General features: G+C 38.4%; 11 protein-coding genes. 6 read left to right on the forward strand and 5 right to left on the reverse strand.

Annotation, left to right across the window (positions count from 1 at the left end):
- Positions 1-112: 112 nt before the first annotated feature.
- Together A9Y75_RS14095 and A9Y75_RS14100 are read right to left on the reverse strand one after the other, a co-directional pair.
- Complete coding sequence (locus A9Y75_RS14095; protein WP_071190197.1) at positions 113-1,303, reverse strand: class I SAM-dependent methyltransferase; 1,191 nt, start codon at positions 1,301-1,303, stop codon at positions 113-115.
- A gap of 102 nt (positions 1,304-1,405) precedes the next feature.
- Positions 1,406-2,947: an FAD-dependent oxidoreductase gene (locus tag A9Y75_RS14100; protein WP_071190198.1), complete on the reverse strand. Its 1,542-nt coding sequence runs from the start codon at positions 2,945-2,947 to the stop codon at positions 1,406-1,408.
- Positions 2,948-3,094: 147 nt separating this feature from the next.
- On the opposite strand from A9Y75_RS14100, the gene A9Y75_RS28510 reads away from it, so the two are divergent.
- The 4 genes from A9Y75_RS28510 to A9Y75_RS14115 all read left to right on the forward strand — a co-directional run bounded on the left by A9Y75_RS28510 (position 3,095) and on the right by A9Y75_RS14115 (position 8,929).
- Complete coding sequence (locus A9Y75_RS28510; RefSeq protein ID WP_177176188.1) at positions 3,095-3,268, forward strand: hypothetical protein; 174 nt, start codon at positions 3,095-3,097, stop codon at positions 3,266-3,268.
- Positions 3,269-3,684: 416 nt separating this feature from the next.
- The gene (locus A9Y75_RS14105) at positions 3,685-5,544 is read left to right on the forward strand and encodes an NAD(P)H-quinone oxidoreductase subunit F (protein WP_071190199.1); all 1,860 of its coding nucleotides are present in this window, start codon (positions 3,685-3,687) and stop codon (positions 5,542-5,544) included.
- Between the two features lie 196 nt (positions 5,545-5,740).
- On the forward strand, positions 5,741-7,243 hold the full coding sequence (locus tag A9Y75_RS14110; protein WP_071190200.1) for an NADH-quinone oxidoreductase subunit M: 1,503 nt from the start codon (positions 5,741-5,743) through the stop codon (positions 7,241-7,243).
- Between the two features lie 363 nt (positions 7,244-7,606).
- Positions 7,607-8,929 carry a CO2 hydration protein gene (locus tag A9Y75_RS14115; protein ID WP_071190201.1) on the forward strand — a complete coding sequence of 441 codons (1,323 nt, stop codon included), beginning with the start codon at positions 7,607-7,609 and terminating at the stop codon, positions 8,927-8,929.
- A gap of 208 nt (positions 8,930-9,137) precedes the next feature.
- Here the strand turns inward: A9Y75_RS14115 and A9Y75_RS14120 are convergent, their stop codons facing one another.
- From A9Y75_RS14120 to murF, 3 genes are all read right to left on the reverse strand, one after another.
- Positions 9,138-15,170, reverse strand: coding sequence for an AAA family ATPase (locus tag A9Y75_RS14120; protein WP_083389609.1), 6,033 nt, complete (start codon positions 15,168-15,170; stop codon positions 9,138-9,140).
- 25 nt (positions 15,171-15,195) lie between these two features.
- Positions 15,196-16,515: a response regulator gene (locus A9Y75_RS14125; RefSeq protein WP_071190202.1), complete on the reverse strand. Its 1,320-nt coding sequence runs from the start codon at positions 16,513-16,515 to the stop codon at positions 15,196-15,198.
- Positions 16,516-17,210: 695 nt separating this feature from the next.
- Positions 17,211-18,575 (reverse strand): UDP-N-acetylmuramoyl-tripeptide--D-alanyl-D-alanine ligase, encoded by a 1,365-nt coding sequence (murF, locus tag A9Y75_RS14130; RefSeq protein ID WP_071190203.1) that lies wholly within the window; start codon positions 18,573-18,575, stop codon positions 17,211-17,213.
- Between the two features lie 800 nt (positions 18,576-19,375).
- Between murF and A9Y75_RS14135 the strand changes: the two genes are divergently transcribed.
- On the forward strand, positions 19,376-19,900 hold the full coding sequence (locus tag A9Y75_RS14135; protein WP_071190204.1) for a GNAT family N-acetyltransferase: 525 nt from the start codon (positions 19,376-19,378) through the stop codon (positions 19,898-19,900).
- A gap of 6 nt (positions 19,901-19,906) precedes the next feature.
- Complete coding sequence (locus tag A9Y75_RS28515) at positions 19,907-20,056, forward strand: hypothetical protein (RefSeq protein ID WP_177176189.1); 150 nt, start codon at positions 19,907-19,909, stop codon at positions 20,054-20,056.
- Positions 20,057-20,275 lie beyond the last annotated feature (219 nt).

Raw genomic sequence — 20,275 nt, forward strand, 5'->3', positions numbered from 1 at the left:
TGGTAACAATACTTTAGGAAAAAACAATTAACTTATTTTTGGTTAGGAGTCAGGAGTCAGGAGTTCAGGAAGAAGAATTGATTTTTTTCTACATTTTGACTTTTGACTTGTCTTACGCCCTCTCGCTGGGTGTTAGTAAGAGCAGTTGTTGCTTGAGGAGGTGTCTTACTCCGTCTAAGTCTAGCTCGACTTGGGCTAAAATCTCAGCCACTGTGGCAGAAGCATCACAGTTTTGCATAAACTCAAACTCTGCTGTTGATAAGTTAACAATTTGGTAATCGTAGTTAAATAAGCATTGACTGGGAAACCCATCTATGCAGGGGTTGAGTTCGGGAATTGCAGCTAATAAAATGTTATCTGCTGACCAGTCAGTTTTGGTGAGGGGGGGACGACTGAGGAAAAATTCGTAATGGGTTACTTCTGGGTTCAGTAATTCTATCAAGCGGAAACGTTGGCGTTCTGTTAATTCTTCGGCTCGTTCAATTAACTCCGGTGCTTTTTCTAGAAGCTTTTCTAATTGCCAAAATCCGGGATTGGAGAAACCAACAAAGTCTAAACCGGAAGCGTCTATTAATTTAAATAGTGTATCAATGTTGTAATCAGTTTCCTGGGGATGAACGTACATATCAGCAAAACATTCATCTCGCTGATTTTCCATTGACCAACGTTCTTTTTCGCGTTTGACAATTCGGTTATTTTCTGGTAAAGAAGCAAATATTTGTCTTCCGACTTGGACACCATCGCGGTAGTCACCTTTTTTGTTACCTTGGAGGAGTGCGATCGCTTTTTGCATGAGTTGAATTTCCCAGCGTCCCAATTCTCCATAGACAAAAATGTGCATTAAGCCACCGGGGGCTAGTTTTTTTGCTAATGCTTGGATACCACGAATCGGATCTGGGAGATGATGAAGAACACCGACGCAGTTAATTAAATCAAATTCTCCTGGTATCTGTTCTACATCATATATACTCAGATGATGAAATTCTACACGGTCAGCACCAGAACTTTGACAGCGTTTTTTTGCTACTTCTAAAGTTCCTGCGCTTAAATCAATTCCGACTACCTGCGCGTGGGGGTTAAGATGTACCAAATATTCAGTTCCGACACCTGAACCACAACCAGCATCTAAAATGCGGATATTTTGCTGCGGTGGTTTTCTTCCGGTGCAGAAGTTGTAAGCAGCTAACCAATTCCAACGCCAATTATAACCTGGTGGTGGTTCGTCGAGGATGGGTTCTGGGGGGAATGGGTAGGTGTCGTAGAGTTTGGCTACAGCAGCACTGACGGTTTGGGAGTCGGACATGATCAGGATTAATGCAGTATTTCTGAGTTTAGCCGATGGAGGTAATTAGGGCAAAGGTTATGCTAAGGAATTCTTAACTTTTCACGGTTTGAAAGTCTATGATTATTCTGAATAATCACCACCAGAACCAAATTTCCAAGCATCTACTAGACGATGCCAATAATATTGTTGTTGAATGGGTAGATTATTAACTAATGGTTTGAACATAGGATTTATAGAAAACAAGCCACTATAAATACATAAGTTAACGTAATGTAACATCCAGTCTAGCAAACTATCTAAACCAACTTGGGGAATTATCTTCGCAACTAACAAAGGATGAGATAAACCAGTTTTTAACAATGTTTGTGTTAAAGCTCCAAACTGCACAACATCTTGTAAAAATGGTTTAAGTACTGGAGTTCCTAGTTGTTGCATTTCTTGAAAAACGACTGAAAGAAGTTGGTTAATTTGATTTGGGTCAATTTTTTGTTCTACACCCACACTCATTGCCTTTTGAAATAACCAAGTTACACTTAAACTCGGTTGATAGGGTTGCAATATTGTCAAGTCTTGGACAGATAATTTATCTATTTGTAATGCTTCTTCAATTCCCAATGTTAACCTTTGTAAATGACGTACCATAGCCCCAAAACCGCCAAAACTCAAAGGTGATTGATTACCGCTACTATCACCTACTGGTAAAATGCGATTCCAAGGAGTTTGGAGAGGACTTTGACGATAACTAGGAAAAAAACCAAAGAGCGCTCTTTTAAACTTCAGTTGACTAAGTTCCACGCCCTGATATTCTGGTAAAAGACGGAAATATTCTGCAAATAAAGTTTCTAAACTTAAGCGTTGTGGATTTGCATCCATGTAAGTAAATAAATAAGTTGTTCTACCATCTTTTGCAGGGAAAGCTTCCCAAAAATATTGACATTGATTTTGCAAAGCGGTGAAAGATAACAACAAATCGCCAGAGTTATTCTCAGGAAATCCTTCAGCACAACTTCCGACAACTAAACAAAGGGCATCTGGTTTTTTACCTTGACGTGCTTGTTGGCTAATTGGTGAAAGATTTCCCATTGCGTCAAGCAACAATCTCGCTGTGAATTGATTATTTATTTTAACTCCATTTGGGTGAACAACTACATCGCTAAACGGTGTATTTTCAAATAACTTTCCCCCAACATTGATAAATCTGGTTTTTAAGGTTTCCAGTAAATAAATAGGATCTACACCAATGTTGAGGACATCTTCTACCCAGACTTCTGTACCACCTTGAAAGCTGACTCGTGCGGGGTTATATTTAGTGACAATAGTTGTTTCTAATTCTGCTGCTGTTAGCAAGTCCAATTCTCGAAATACTTCCAATTCTTTGCGAGAAATATTCCATTCTTGTTCCCTTCCTTGCAAAATTCCTCTTTCCAGCAATGCTACCCGCACACCGCGCACAGCTAAAGCACAACCAATGAGAATTCCTAAAGTTCCACCAGAAATAATTACATCCCATTCCACAGAGTTTAAAGGTTGTGAATTTTCTTTAACTACGTTAGGTATGAGTGTGTTGTCTGTTCGCAGGGATGTTAAAATATTATCCGTGCGGCGTAGACCGCTTAAAACATTTCCTGGTAGTTGAGAAAGAATTTCTTCAGTTAGGGACATAACAGTTAATTCCAGCAGAGTTCTAATATTGATATTATCTTTTCAGACAAACGTTTGAAAAAGCTGACTGTTGACTGCTATAAGTCTTGAGTTTATGGCAATGTGGATATAGAAACGAGACAATAACTTAACTTGTAGGAAATACTTATGAATCGCTCAAAAATAGTGGCCGTTATTACAGGTGCGATTTCTATCCTCTTAGCTGTTGCTTACCTGATAGTTGTGCAAATCCTCGACTACCGAGATATGAAACCTGCGCCCATTAGTGAATTGCACCCACCAGCAGTGATTGCAGAAAGTATAGCAGGGGAAAGGGGATAGCTGACAGGTGACAGGTGATAGGTGATAGGTGACAGTTTGAAAAGCCTATTGGTATCTAGGTTTTATTATCAATTGGTTTCCTAATTGCTATTTCTCCATATCTCCGTGTCCCTGTTTCCCCGTTTCCCCCCGTCTCCGCGTCCCCGCGTGCTGCCTTTACAAACTTTTCCATCCATAGATAAAAACTCATGGTTATTATTCAATAATTCAATCCATAGAACTATAAGAATAAATTACAGAAAATATCGTGGATTTATCTAGGAAAGTAATTCCCATTTGGGACAGATAAAGGTAAGCTAAATCTAACAATATTAAACAAAGATAAATTTCCATTAGTGGTTGTCACTGCGTTGATAGGGATCAACGCTAATTGATGTGATAGCTTTAATTTTTGCTGCAAATATAGAGGTAATTGAATGGCTCAGTACTTCCTAGATAGTGTTTGGCTGATTCCTGTTTATGCTTTGATAGGGGGTCTTTTAGCAGTTCCTTGGTCACCGGGGATAATTCGGAAAACGGGGCCAAGACCGGCGGGATATGTAAACTTAGTAATGACGTTTTTCTCGTTCTTTCATGCTGTTTTTGCTTTCACAGCAATATGGAATCAACCAGCGCGAGAAGTATTTATTCCTTGGTTGTCTACCGCAGGCTTAAACCTAACTATTAATTTAGAAATTTCTTCGGTGAGTGTGGGGGCGCTAATTGTCGTCACTGGCTTAAATTTCCTAGCGCAGATATTCGCCATTGGTTACATGGAAATGGACTGGGGCTGGGGACGCTTCTTTTCTTTATTAGGATTATTTGAAGCTGGGCTTGGTGCGTTAGTTCTGTGTAATGACTTGTTTTTCAGTTATGTAATCTTAGAAGTCTTGACTCTGGGGACTTACCTGCTAGTTGGTTTATGGTTTAGTCAGCCTTTAGTGGTGACAGGCGCAAGAGATGCGTTTTTAACCAAACGGGTGGGAGACTTGTTTTTGCTTATGGGGGTGTTGGGACTTTGGACTTTAGCAGGAACTTGGAATTATACAGAGTTAGCTGAATGGGCGGCGACTGCGAATGTTGACCCAACTGTGATGACATTAGTATGTTTGGGTTTAATTGCTGGGCCAATGGGTAAATGCGCCCAATTTCCGCTGCATCTGTGGTTAGATGAAGCAATGGAAGGACCTGTACCGAGTACAATTTTACGGAATTCAGTGGTAGTGGCGAGTGGTGCATGGGTGCTGATTAAATTGCAGCCTGTGTTTAGCTTGTCCCCCGTAGTTTCTTCGGCTATGGTTACCATTGGGGCGGTGACAGCAATTGGTGCTTCGTTAATTGCGATCGCACAAATTGACATTAAACGCTGCTTATCTTATTCTGTCAGTGCTTACATGGGCTTAGTGTTTATTGCTGTAGGAACACAACAAGATGACGCAGCACTTTTATTAGTTCTCACCCACGCTTTAGCTTCTGCATTATTAGTAATGAGTACCGGGGGAATTGTTTGGAACAGCATTACCCAAGATGTAACTCAATTAGGCGGACTGTGGACACGTCGCCCCATTTCGGGAATAGCGTTTATTGTTGGGACTTTGGGCTTCATTGGCTTTCCCCCACTAGGCAGCTTTTGGGCATTATTTAAATTAGCAGACGGACTTTGGATAACTCACCCTGGGTTGGTGGGAATTATCGTTGCGGTAAATGCTTTAACTGCCTTTAGTTTAACTAGAGAATTCAGTTTAATTTTTGGTGGTAAACCAAAACAAATGAGTGAACGTTCTCCCGAAGCTCATTGGCCAATGGTTCTACCAATGGTAATTTTAGTAGGCTTTGTTTTACATCTGCCTTTAGTATTGCAAAGCTTATCATTGCTACCCAATTGGACTACCTTAAATAAAGATATCGCTCTACTTTTAATTTGGTCAAGTATTTTCGGTTGTAGCATCAGTGGGGTGATTTATTTAGGCAACATTCCTAAACCGATTCGTCTGCCTTGGAAAGGTTTACAAGATTTACTGGCTTACGACTTTTACACACCAAAACTCTACAAAATCACTATCATTTTCGGTGTTGCCCAAATTTCTAAATTCGCCGATATTCTTGATCGTTTTGTAATTGATGGCATCGTTAATTTAGTGGGTTTGTTTTCTCTTCTGGGTGGAGAGGGACTCAAATACAGCACGACTGGACAAACTCAATTTTATGCCTTTACCATTCTTGTAGGAGTTGGCCTGTTAGGTGCGTGGGTAACTTGGCCATTCTGGGGAATACAGTTTTTAAGTTTAGTATTCTGAACGTAAGATAATGGCAGATAGTTCGGTAGGAAAAATCTGCCTAAGTAGATTGGCGTTAAAATTGTCGTTGGGATAAGGCAGGGTGCAGGGGGAAAAAGGGTTTTAGCCTTGTTTACTTTTCTTTACACATTTTGGTTTTATTCTGCCTACCTACTTAACTAGAAAATTGTGAATTGTTAATTGAGAATAATTTATTATGTTGAGTGTTTTAATTTGGATACCAATTATATCGGCTGCAATTATTGGCTTTTGGCCTGGTAATGCCATACAACCAAGTCGCGCCCGGTTAGCATCTTTAACAGTAGCGGGAATAGTGTTACTCTGGAATCTATTCATTCTCCTAAAATTTGATATCAGTTATCCAGGGATGCAATTTCAAGAATATTTACCTTGGAATGAAACCCTAGGATTGAACTATCAATTGGGAGTTGATGGGCTATCAATATTAATGTTAGTTTTAAATAGCTTTCTAACTTGGATAGCTATTTATAGTAGCAATAAAAATACCGAACGCCCTCGCCTTTACTACTCGATGGTTTTATTAGTCAGTGGTGGTGTGGCTGGTGCTTTTCTAGCAGAGAATTTACTGCTGTTTTTCCTGTTTTATGAACTTGAATTAATCCCCTTTTATTTATTAATTTGTATTTGGGGAGGAGAAAAAAGAGCTTATGCTGGAATCAAGTTTTTGATTTATACAGCAGTTTCTGGGGCGTTGATTCTGGCAACATTCTTGGGTATGGTATGGTTAACCGGTTCTCACAGTTTTGCTTTTGATGCCGTTTCTACGCAAAACATTTCCGCCGGAATGCAATTACTGCTTCTAGGGGGAATAGTATTAGGGTTTGGGATCAAAATGCCCTTGGTTCCCTTCCATACATGGCTACCCGATGCTTATGTCGAAGTTTCTGCACCTATCGCTATCTTGCTGGGTGGTGTATTAGCAAAGCTGGGAACCTATGGACTATTGCGGTTTGGACTGGGTATGTTTCCCCAAGCGTGGAGTGTAATAGCGCCTAGTTTAGCAATTTGGGGAGCTATCAATGCTATCTATGGGGCAGTCATAGCGATCGCGCAAAAAGACATCAAGCGCATGGTAGCATATAGTTCTATTGGACACATGGGCTATATTTTACTAGCAGCCGCAGCCAGCACACCTCTATCATTAGTTGGTGCAGTTGCCCAAATGTTCAGTCACGGAATTATACTTGCGATTCTTTTCCATTTGGTAGGTATTGTAGAAGCCAAAGTTGGGACAAGAGAATTAGATAAACTCAACGGTTTAATGAGTCCCATACGTGGTTTACCTCTCATTAGCGCCCTACTCGTTTTAAGCGGAATGGCTAGTGCTGGTATTCCTGGTTTAACCGGTTTTGTAGCTGAATTTATCTCTTTTCAAGGTAGTTTTTCTACCTTTCCTATTCCGACACTTTTATGTGTAGTTGCATCTGGTTTAACCGCAGTTTATTTTGTCATTCTTCTCAACCGTACCTGTTTTGGTAGGCTTCAAAACAATTTAGCCTATTATCCTAAAGTTGTCTGGGCGGAAAAAATGCCCGCCTTGATTTTGGCATCTCTGATCATCTTTTTGGGAGTACAACCAACTTGGTTAGTGCGTTGGAGTGAAACCACAACTACATCAATGGTAGCAGTCATTCCTACTCCTGAAAAAACTGTAATCTCGGAAATTGCTTTGAAGTAGTTCTATAGCGGTTCTTGGTTGAGTGAGATACAAACACCCCATCCCCAACCCCCTCCCCGCAAGAGATGAGGGGACTATGATGTATCTCATTCAAGTGCATACTGCTATATCAAGTTCTTCCATTTACTCTCTTTCCACCAGAAGAATTATGATTAAATGAACCGCGTTCGCGTAGCGTCCCGTAGGGATAGGCGCGAAGGAAGAAGGAAGAAGGAAGAAGGAAGAAGGAAGAAGAAATAGCCATGACGTTAATACTGCCAGATTGGAAACATGATTATTTTTCATGCTTTGAAAATACGTAAAGATTTGCCCAATATTTCTACACCATAAATCAATATTTCATCTTTTTTACAGGCAATAACAATGGTACAAACTCCAGAAAAATCAACAACCAAATTACCACCCTCTAGACACGAATTTGCAGAAATTATTCATCGTCTAGAAGCTGGCGGTTCAATGTTGCCAGATACTCCAGAAAACTTAATGCAAATTATCGGTATCTACAAAGCTTATGCCGTACCGATGGATTTCTATTGGCGGGACTTACTTTATATAGCTGAACGCGAGTTTTTAAACCCATTTCCCTTTTTTAAATACTTCCTGCCTCAAGAGTATTTGGATTTACATAATCATTATGCTGGTGATGATGCTGATTTAAGAATTTGGCGCGGTGAAGCCACTGCACATCCTGAACTTTTGGCATTTATGGAGAAAGGTGAAACTTTCAAAATGCCCAAATTATTGCATCATTTATTCCATGACAGAATTAACATGGAATTTGCAGAAGCTTGTATGCGGGCAATGCTGTGGCATCGTCAAATGTACGCCCCAGTAAATCAGTTTGATGCTTATTTGGATTCAGAAGAATATAAGGCTAATGCTGATAAAGCAATTACGGCTTATTTTAAAAATAATCCCCTCATGATGGGAATGTATAAGCTGTTTCCAGATATGTTTTTGGAACAGTGTCGCCAAATGTCTTATTATTCCAATTTGGGCTTATTTTGGGAAGTAATGGCACCCGTATTTTTTGAAATGTCTGATATCTACGACGAAGGTGGATTTAAAGGCGTTCCAGATGCAATGGATTTTTTAGTAAATGGCATATTTGCTATTGCTGGTCGTCCCATTTATCATCATATATATGTAGATGGCGAATGCTATGAAATCATTCCCAAATCTAAGGGTTTCACCTGGCTATATGAAGCGGCATTACCATATGTAGAAGCCGTTTTTTACCGTACTGCACCTTTCCGGGGGACAAAATCCTATAATGCCCAAGCAGGACAAGTTCCCGAAGATCAAAAAGACTTTCACTATGGTATTCTCTATGCTGATGTGTTTCCTGTGGGAACAGCAGGAATTCCACCCACATTATTAATGCAAGATATGTTGCATTTCTTGCCCCAATATCTGATTGATTATTACCAAAAATATTGCCGGGGTGAGGAGGATATGTTGATTCAGTTGGGGATTACTTTTCAACGTTCCATGTATAACGTTACATCTGCGGTAATTCAAGCTTTAAGAACTGCGCTTTTGTATCCGTTAGATGATACAAATCCTAAGCATTTACAGGCAAATCGTGATTTTTTTGAAATGCAGATCAATCGCTTTACCCGTGCTGATTATAATATGCGTGATGCTGCTAGGTTACGGGATATTCAAAGCCAAGATTATCGCTAGAATATCTAGGTGAAAATAAAAGTCTTAAAACCTGATTATTTTGTAGGGTGGGCATTGCCCACCAATTTTTATTCAGAAAGTGCAAAATGTGAGTTCAGCTGACTTGAAAATAAAACCCCACCCCTAACCCCTCCCCGCAAGCGAGGAGGGGAATAAGAATTTTTTTTATGTTTTCTGGTGTCAGCAGTTCATGATGGCTACTTACAGTTCAGAACACTGTCTTTTTAAGAAGCTTAACTATTGCTTGGACATCAAATTTTTGGACAAGTTGTAAAATGCGATCGCAGAATTGGCTATACTGATTATCCAATTCCTTAATTCGTTTTGCTTCCAGTTCAATATCAGCAATGTCACCGATAATGGCAGCATTATATATTTTTTTTAGTTCTTCTGGTGGTGGAACAAGGGTAGCCTCAGTAATTTCTAAAGGTGTAGAAATGTAACTTGATGACTGTTCATACACCCACTCTATTTGCAGATGTTTATGTAAGCAGAAAAGTAATTGTTCAGATTGAATTGGTTTAGGAAGAAAGTCATTACAATTTAATTGTAAACTAGCTGCGTTATTATTTTCAATACCTAAACTTCTGGCACTCCAAGCAATAATAATTAAATCATTTAACTGGTAATCTTCTCGCAACCGTCGAGTAAATTCTAACCCATCCATCACAGGCATAATCATATCAGTAATTACTAAATCCGGTTGCCAAGAAATCACTTGGCTTAAACCTTCTGCCCCATTACTGGCTTCTGCACAGATAAATCCCCAAGATTGCAGCAACTCAACTAAAACTTCTCGATTAATTTGGTTGTCATCAACAACTAAAATCCGGCGTTTCTGACCTGAATAACCAATGATTTGTCCTTGATTATGAGTTTGATTCTGGATATTTGATTGAGTAATAATAGGTAATGTGACTACAAACCAAAAACTGCTACCTTCACCCAAAATACTGCTCACTTGAATTTGGCTATTCATCAATTCTACAATTCGCTGACTAATAGACAAACCTAAACCAGTTCCTTCAATTTGTTTAACTCTAGCTCCCACCTGCTCAAATGGCTGAAATATCTTTTCTAATTGTTCTGGATTCATTCCCACCCCTGTATCTTTAATAGTAAAGCGGATACAAGCTGTGGAAGGAATAGCAGCAACATTCATTTCTAATAAATTCACTGTAAAAGTCACACTACCAGTGTCTGTGAATTTGATGGCATTACTCAATAAATTAATTAAAACTTGTCGGAGGCGTTTTTCATCTACAAAGACACTTTCAGGTAAATTGGTATCTGTATGGTAGTCAAAAAAAATATCTTTCTGATGAGTGCGGACGCGCAGCATTTCTACAATACTAGATAAAAATGAACTTAAGTGTACCTCTTGGGGGTAAAGCTCCATTTTTCGAGCTTCAATTTTAGCCAAATCCAACACATCATTAATCAGATTGAGCAAGTGAGTACCACATTCATGGATAACCTGCACCCCATTGCGATGCTGCTCTATTTGTGGTGATGATGGGATGTCCAGTAATAAATGCGATGCCTGTGGCTGGCGTAGCCATCGTTGCATAATTTGGGTATAGCCAAGAATACCATTGAGTGGTGTCCGTAGTTCATGACTCATACTCGCTAAAAATTCGCTTTTAGCTTGGTTTGCCAACTCTGCCGTTTGTTTAGCTTTTGCTAGTTCTTTGGTGCGTTCTTCCACCTTGACTTCTAAAGTTCGAGAATATTCCTCAACTTGTTGCTTTGTTTGTTCTAGGTTTTGATATAACAAGGCATTTTCAATCGAAACTGCTGCTTGTGCTGTGAGCAAATGTAAAACCTCTAACCGTTCAGGAGTAAATGCTCCAGATGTGAGTTGATTTTCTAGATACAAAAGACCAATAATTTGCCCTTGATTGAGGATAGGAGTACAGAGTATAGATTTAGGTTTTTCTATTTCAATATACGGGTCTTGACTAAAATTTCCTTGCTGATGAACAGTATTTAAAACGATGGTTTCCTGGGTGCGAGCTACGTAATTAAGAATAGACTTGGGTATGGATGTTTTAGGAATTTTATTTAAAGGAGTAGATGCAAAATTTTGTATTGTTTGATTATTTATTTTTCCTTCTGCTTCTACCACCCAATCATTCTCTTTTTTTAGCACCAAATAACCTTTAGATGCGCCTGCATTCTCCAACACAATCTTCATTAATTTATCTAGAAGATGATGGATAATAATTTCACTACTTAATGCTTGGGATGCTTTAAGAATACTTGCAAAATCTAAGTTTGCAGAAGAGGTAGAACTATTAACTGAGCGAGTTGTAGATAGAGGAGTGTTTATTCTCAACCATTGGGGATAACGGGATTCCAAATCTGTAACTTTTGCCTTTGCACCCCAACGTAAATAACCATAGTAGGCTTCTTGGAGATAGACAATCCCTATTTTTTGTCTCCCTAACTCTAAATAAAATTGCCCTGCTAGTTCATTTGCTAAGGCTTCTTCTTGCAGATATTCATTTTCTTGGGCTCCAGCAATAGCTAAATCATAATATTCCATTGCCTCTAAAGCTTGTTTCAATACACGATATGTTTCGGCTTTAACTAGATACCATTTATGTAAAAAATTCATCGGGGCATGATTTGCCCATTGTTGCATTTTTTCTTGATTTATCTGCACTTGATCGAGAATTTCTCTTTGTTCTGCCACAGATGACTGATGATAAACTGCTAAATAGCTTAGAGAATCGTAAAAACAGAAGTTAGTGGAAACTAACAACCCCACAACCGCATCTAAATATTGTTTACCTAATTCGGAATTAATCCGCGCTTGGGTATAATTACCGAAGAAATAACAAAGCATTAATTGATAATTATAAATCAGCGCTATGGCACTGCGATCACCTATCTTTTGATGAATAGGCAACATTAATTCTACATCATAACTTGCACCCTTTAAACAGCAATTATTTTCGGCTTCACCCTGTAAATTGAATGTTAATTGTTGATAAATACGCAACCATGTCAAAGTTGTTTGCTGCTTAAGTTGACCAAGTAAGGTAATGTAAGTGGTCATTTCCTGAGTTAAGCTTTGCAGTTCTTTTCCTAATAAAAATTGATGGCTAAAATAAATAAAAATACAATAACTACCAAACTCTAAATCTCCTGTTTTTACACCTATTGGATAGCCAGCTAACAACGGTTTTAATGTAGTACTAACATGACTGTGCCAATGGTTGATAAAAGCATTGACCATTAAAAAAGTTTTAGTGCGAAACTCTTGAGCATCTAATTTTTCTAATAACCGTAAAGCTAATTGACCGAATTCAAACCCAGTGGCAATTTCATTAAAAATACCACACAGCAGCAAACCGTAAGCTGCATATCCATAGGTAGACCCTCTAGCATTTCCAAACTGAACGGACAATTTTACTAATTGCAAGATGATGAGGATATATAAATCTGGAGCGCTCACATAAGCTGCTGCTGCAATTGTTAATAAAATGCGGATAGCTACTAGTTGTGTAGGGTCAGTCATCAACGGCAGTTCTAGCAAGTCAGCAACGGTTTTGTCATGTAACTGAGACTGGAGATCCTGCAATTTTAGGCTAATATTTGCCTGAGTAGAAGAAGCTGGAAACTCGATTCCTAACTGCTCAAGTATATCCAGTCCCAAGCTAATAGCTTCTAAAAAACGGTTTTGAGACACATAAGTTTGGAGTTTTATTTCGTAAGTGGTGATTTGATCTAAGAGATTGGTTGCTTGTTGTAAAATTACATCAGTTAGTTCATTTGTCTGCTGTAAATCACCACTCAGATATGCTGCCTCTGCTGCTTCTTCATAAAACTTAAGACTGAGATTGTAATAGGATTGCCAGCAATTTTTAGGTAATAATTCAATTCCTGTTGCTAAGTATTGAAAACCGGAAACATAAGCGCTGGTGGCTTTGGCTCTCTGACCTGCCTTCAAGTTTAATTCTGCTATTTGTAACTGTTCGCTTTCCTCTCTAATTAGGGGAATAACTTGATTAAATTGGTTGACAATTTCAAAAATCTCTGATTCTTGTTGGTTGGCAGTATTTTGTGCCAGTAACAAGCGACCAATTTGTAAATGGGTGGCTTGTTTTTGCTCTGCATCCATCAATGAATAAGCTGCTTGTTGTACTCGATCATGCTGAAACTTAAATTTGATTTCCCGGCTAATTGGCTGTTGATAGATTTGAATATTCAGTAATTTATATTTGTCATTTAAAGGAGTGATTAAGCCGGATGTAATAGCTGTCCAAAGTTCAGTCAAGGTCGTTTGTATTTGACGCTGACAAATAATAGCTAAAGTTGCTAAATCAAATTGATTGCCAATGCAAGCTGCTAATTGCAAACACTGTTGCGTTGTTGGCTGGAGTTGAGCAATTTTATTAATCATCAACTCAACTACATTGTCAGTGATATTTTGCAGGCGAATTTTTTCTATATCCCACTGCCATTGTTGCTTTTGATGATCAAATATTAGTAAGCCTTCCGTGTAAAGAGATTTGATAAATTCATTAGTAAAAAAGGCATTCCCTTGGGTTTTGCTATAAACTAATTCACTTAAAGAATAAGTCTCTTGGGGTTCAGTTAAGAATGCATCAGCAATGAGAGAATTGACATTGCTAATACTCAAGTTTCGCAGTTCAATAGTAGAAATAGTAGCTCCAGACTGTTGAATTGAGTCTAGTGCTAATTTGAGTGAGTGGGTTATATCAACTTCATTATCCCGGTAAGCACCAATAATTAGTAGGGATTTGTGGGAGAAGTCTTGCATTAATGATTGCAGTAGACTTAGGGATGATGTATCTGCCCATTGTAAGTCGTCAATGAAGATAACTAGGGGATGTTCAGGACAACAAATGGCTTGGATAAAGTTCTGAAATAAAAGTTGAAAGCGGTTTTGTGCTTCTTGGAAACCTACAGAAGTGACTGGTGGTTGAGTGCCAATAACTCTTTCTAGGGAGGGAATAACATCAATTAAAACTTGGCCATTGTTACCTACTGCCTGGATAATTCTCTGATTCCATTGGATTAATATCTCTTCTGGTTCTGCAAGGAGGCGATCGCACAATTCATTAAATGCTTGTGTTAAGGCATAATAAGGAATATTACGCTGGTATTGATCGTATTTTCCAGAGATATAATTTCCCCGCTTGGCAGTCATCGGTTGATGAATTTCTCGCACCAAAGCAGATTTGCCAACACCAGAATAACCTTTAACTAATACTAATTCACACTGTCCTTGACTGATGCGTTCATAAGCTGCCAGTAGCTGTTGCCGTTCTTGTTCCCTTCCATAAAGTTTTTGTGGCAGAATAAACTTTTCCCTAGCATCGCGGTAACTCAAGGGAAAAACCTGTACCATTCCCTGAGTTTGTAATTCATACAGACATTTTTCTAAGTCTCGCTGCAAGCCATAATCAGACTGATAGCGGTCTTCTGCATTTTTCGCCATCAGTTGTAAAATAATATCAGATATAGCTGTGGGGCAACGTCCTTCTGTTAATTGGTATGGTGAAATAGGTTGTTTGGCAATGTGTGCATGAACAACTTCTAAAGCATCAGTTCCCGGAAATGGTAAATTGCCTGTAATCAGTTCGTAAAAAGTCACACCCAAAGAGTAAAAATCACTGCGATAATCAATATCTCGATTCATCCTTCCCGTTTGTTCTGGGGAAATATAAGGTAGTGTTCCTTCTAGAGTTTGTAAATGTTTGAGGGTGGACTTTTCCCGTGCGAGTACTGTGGATATACCAAAATCAATTAGTTTGATTTGTCGAGTTGATTGATTGAAGACAATATTGTGGGGATTAATATCTTTGTGAATAATACTAGCTGCATGAACTTGTCCTAATGCGATGGTGATAGAAATTGCTAACTCTAGAAATTCGGATAATTCTAACTTACCTGCTAATTCCAGACGTGCTAGTGACTCTGCATTAAAGTCTTCTAATACCAGAATTGGCTGATTGTTGGCCTTTTCTAAAGCATAAGCCTGAACGACTCCCGGCAGTTGTAGTCGTCGTTGGATTTCATATTCCTGTTTTAGTTCAGCTATTTGTTCGGGTAGGGGTAAATGATGACTAAAAGTTTTGAAGATAACAGGACAGTTATCTATGATCCTATTACCACGATATATAGCGTTTTTATTATTAATTATAATTTCCGATGTGATTTCGTAACCAGGTAGAGATAACATCAGTTGATGAGTTTGATTTATCATAAATAATTTAGAACCTGTTCTTAATTTAAGATGTGAACAATGGTAGTTGAATTAAAAACTCTGTTCCTTGTCCTTGAATAGATGTAAAGTCCAATTTTCCACCATGTTTTCCTTCAATAATTTCACGAGAGATAGTTAATCCTAATCCTGTTCCTTTTCCTACTGCTTTAGTGGTCAGATACTGTTCAAATAACTGATTTTTAATCTCAGGACTTATACCTATACCATTATCTTTAATGTAAATACAAATATGCTGATTATTTTTTAATTCAGTCCGAATATAAATATAATTTGGTCGAGCTTGAATATCGGCAAATTGGCGACTATTATTAGTTTCTTCCACCGCATCAATAGCATTGGCTAAGATATTCATAAATACTTGGTTAATTTGTCCAGGATAACAGTCTATTTCTGGCAAATTACTGTAGTCCTTGATCACTATAATTTCTGGATGTTGTTCATTTGCCTTCAGTCTATGTCCGAGAATTAACAGCGTGCTATCTAAACCTTCATGAATGTTAAAGTTAATTTTAACATCTGTATCTACCCGTGAAAATGTCCGCATTGATTTACTAATATTGGCAATTCTGTTAGTTGCTTCTTGTAGAGATTCCAGTAATTTAGGAAAATCTTGTGCCAGATAATCAAAATCAATTTCTGCTAACTTAGCTGCAATTTCCGTGACTGGTTCAGGGTAGTATTTTTTATACATCTGCACCAAATTTATGATATCTTGTGTGTAGTCATATGCGTATTTGAGATTGCCATTAATAAAGCCAAGTGGATTATTAATTTCATGGGCAATACCAGCTACTAACTGTCCCAATGAAGACATTTTTTCATTTAAAATTAATTGCGATTGAATTTTTTTAAGTTCTAGAGTACGTTGTTCAATTCGCTGCTCTAAAGATGCATTTAAATTAACTAAATTATGATTACTTTCTGTTAATTTCTGAGTTAAATTCTGTAGTTTAAGATGCAAATTGACTCGCATTAATACCTCTTCTTGTTGAAAAGGTTTAGTAATATAATCAACAGCCCCAGATGAAAATCCTTTAACTTTATGTTCAGCATCTACTAGAGCAGTCATAAAAATGATAGGAATGTTCTGAAATTTTGGTTGCGATTTAATAGATTTACAAGTTTCAAATCCATCTATTCCTGGCATCATTACATCTAATAAAATTAAATCTGGTGTCGTAACATCAAGACGCTCTAGGGTAGTTTCCCCATCATTAGCAATCAAAACTCTAAATCCAGATTCTCGTAAAAAGTCAAAGAGAACTTTAATATTAGTGGGGTTATCATCGACAATTAAAAGAGTATTTTGTTCAGGGTTTTTCATAGATTAAACACTCCCGTTATAGAATCATAAAAAGCTGTACTCTCAAATTATCTGGATTATCATCCACAATCAATATCTGGACTGCTGGCTCTGTTTGCATAGACTTGTATAGAAATCTCATGATTTCAGTTTAAGAGGATATGGGTAAAGTATCAAGTTGTATCGATATATAGTAATCCGAATTGATTTATGATATTTGGCATGGCGTAGCTATACTTATTCATGGAAGCTCTTAAGCTAATCTGTCTTTAAGTTGCATAGTCCCTAACCTCAGAAAGACGCTCTGACGCTCCAAAAGGAAAGACAGGGGGATGCAATTTGAATGATTATTAGCTTACGGTTAAAGACTTACAGCACTTCCCGGTGTTATGAGGTACAAGAACCCCACCCCCAACCCCCTCCTCCTTCGGATGATGCCTCCGGCACACCTTCGGTGAACACCAGTCGCCTACGGTGGGAAACCCGCCTACAGCGCTGGTTCACCGCAAGCGATGAGGGGGCTAAGATGTACTTCATAAGAGCGGAAACCGCTGTATAATTAGGGCTGACGCGGAGAGTTTTTGTGATAAGTAATTAAGCGAACATTATATAAGGGATACATAAAAATCAAATAGTAATCCTACTGTATCCCCTAGTTCACCACAAACTGCTGAAAGTTTCCCTAAATCAGAGAGATATATGAATCTTAATTTTGACTAATGACTCCATGTGGCAAATTCTGCTCGCAACTGATTGACAACCCGATCTAATCCTACCGAATGGGCTGCTTTGAATAATAAGCGATCGCCCTCTTGCACAAATGTCTTTAATCTGGCTACCAAATCAGCATGAGTAGTAAAACACTCAGAAGGTATACCCTGAGCGCTGTTGGCCATAACTTGGGCATCTTGTCCATCTACTAAAACCAGCAAACCGTCTAAGTTCAATTTTCGCACCATTTCCCCTACTTGTTGATGCAGTTGTTGGGATCTTTCCCCTAATTCCTTCATCGCACCTAATATGGCAATTTTCCGCTTTCCGGGAGTATCTGCCAATAACTGCAAAGCTGCTAACATCGCTTCTGGGGCAGCGTTATAGGTTTCATCTAAAATTAAAACATCATTAGGTAAAGTAAAGCGTTGGCATCTGCCTGTAGGCATATTCACCATGACACCAGATTGTAGAGATGCCCAATCAATTGCTAATACCTGGGCTACTGCTAAAGCCGCCAAAAAATTAGTAGCATTGTGGCGACCTGGCAAGGGTAAAGGTAAGCGCATTCCTGCCACTTCTACAACTTCATTGTCAATTAACTTTCCTTGGATATCGCCACCAGAAAAACCGTAACTGATAACTTTCCCCTGCCAAAATTTCGCTGCTGTTTCCATTAATAGGGGACTGTCATAATTGAGAATTGCCACACTATTAGCAGACATTTCGGCTAGTAATTCACATTTAGCTGCGGCTATAGCTGCTTCTGAACCGAGTAATTCAATATGTGCTGTTCCCACATTGGTAATTACGCCAATTGTGGGTTTAGCAATTTGCGTTAGTTCGGCAATTTGTCCTCTTCCCCGCATTGCCATTTCTATGACAGCGAAATCATGTTCTGTACCAAGTTCAAGGAGAGTTTTTGGCACACCAATTTCGTTATTGAAATTCCCATAAGTTTTGTGAACTTGTCCTTTGGTGGCTAAAACTGCGGCTATGAGTTCTTTAGTTGTCGTTTTTCCCACCGAACCTGTTACTCCAATCACAGGAACAGAAAAACTTTCACGCCACCATCTAGCAATTTGCTGATATGCCTGAAGAGTGTCTTTCACCCGCAATACAGGAACTCCAGGATTTTCATAAGCATAATCTACAATTGCTGCGATCGCACCTTTAGCCATCGCCATCGGTACAAACTCATGTCCATCAAACTTTTCGCCCCGTAAAGCCACAAACACTTCGCCCGCTTGCAACATCCGGGTGTCTGTTTGAATACCACTGCCCAATTGGGCTAAAGCAGATGCAGATAAATTCACTGGTTGGGCTAACAGAACTTCAACCAGTTGGGATAGAGTGGCAGAAACAGGCATACTGATAAATTTTAGGGTATTTTAGTTTATAAACTATAAAAAAACAGCAAATCGACATTTGCAAGGATTGAAGGAAGATATTTACCAAATCCTACAATCCTTGGGGTCAAAATATAAAAATATTAGTGAAATATATATGCCTGTTGCCTATTCCCGATAGAATTTTGTCCGGTTAAATACTTATGATTAGGGAACCGCGCGGAGAGTTTTTTTACCAGCAATTAGCCGGACTGGATATGAGAAACTACACAAAAGAGACAATAGACAGAGGTTTTCTGCATTTAAAAAATAAATTGCGTGTTTGCCCTTCTCAAGTATTGACGTAGTGTGAACGCGCTCAGTGAAGCGTTTTCAGTTACAACTTTACAGTTAGGTGTAAATTTTAGTGTTCGGTCTTTTCAATTGTCTCAATCACGGCTAAACCTATGCTGGAAGCTGCAATTAGCAGTATTGCCGAAAACAGGAAGGCATTGGTAAGCATCCGGAGGGCATCGTCAAAAAAAATGTAGGTAGTCATTGGTTCAGCCTTTAAACTCTGTGCTGGCGCTAGTATGGTTTATCTATCTACAGCCTGATGACTGAATTTTCTTGATTTACTCCTAGCAATTGCATCTTAACAAAACTTTAGATGATTCAGGAGATCATGACAATTTTTTTTTGCTAAAGTTTTCATGAATTTAACCTAAATCTGGTTAGTCACAATACAGAAAAATACTGAACGTCAAAATTACTGCAATTCTTGCAAGCGTATTATCACTGAATTAGTAGTACTTTAAATCACTATTATTTAAGGAAATATCATGGCATCTTTACATTTAGCAATATGTACAAACCGCCTGTTATTACAGACGATATCGCTCAAATATAAGGAAGATATTTTTCGGGAATTCACTGCCGAAATTACGACTTATTTATACGCTAGTCCACCTAGAAAAATTGTAGATACTGAATTTTTTATTAATCAATCTTTACTAGAGATGGAAAAAGGGAAGAATTTAATAGTTGTACTTTTAAAGAAAGATTCTCAAGAATTTTTAGGATGTAGTGGCATCCATTACATTAATACTAAATATCCCCAAACTGGAATTTGGTTAAAAAAATCAGCACATAAACAAGGCTATGCAACAGAAGCAATTACAGCTTTAAAAAGCTGGGCTGATGAAAACTTAGATTATGAATATTTGAGATATCCTGTAGATCGGGCAAATACCTCCAGCCAGAGAGTTGCAGAAAAGCTAGGAGGTAAAATTGCAGAGGAATATGAGCATAATAATTTGAGTGGTAAAATCTTAAATGTAGTCGAGTATAGAATTCCCAAAAAATGAACAATTATGGCTGATTACAGCAGAATTCAGGAGTCAGAAGGGGCGTATTGCAATACGCCCGTACAGGAGTCAGGAGTAAAACTGGCTTGCGTACTTCATAAGAGCGGAAACCGCTGTATAATTAGGGCTGACGCGGAGAGTTTTTGTGATAAGTAATTAAGCGAACATTATATAAGGGATACATAAAAATCAAATAGTAATCCTACTGTATCCCCTAGTTCACCACAAACTGCTGAAAGTTTCCCTAAATCAGAGAGATATATGAATCTTAATTTTGACTAATGACTCCATGTGGCAAATTCTGCTCGCAACTGATTGACAACCCGATCTAATCCTACCGAATGGGCTGCTTTGAATAATAAGCGATCGCCCTCT

The sequence above is a fragment of the Trichormus sp. NMC-1 genome (assembly GCF_001858025.1).
Classification (GTDB): domain Bacteria; phylum Cyanobacteriota; class Cyanobacteriia; order Cyanobacteriales; family Nostocaceae; genus Anabaena.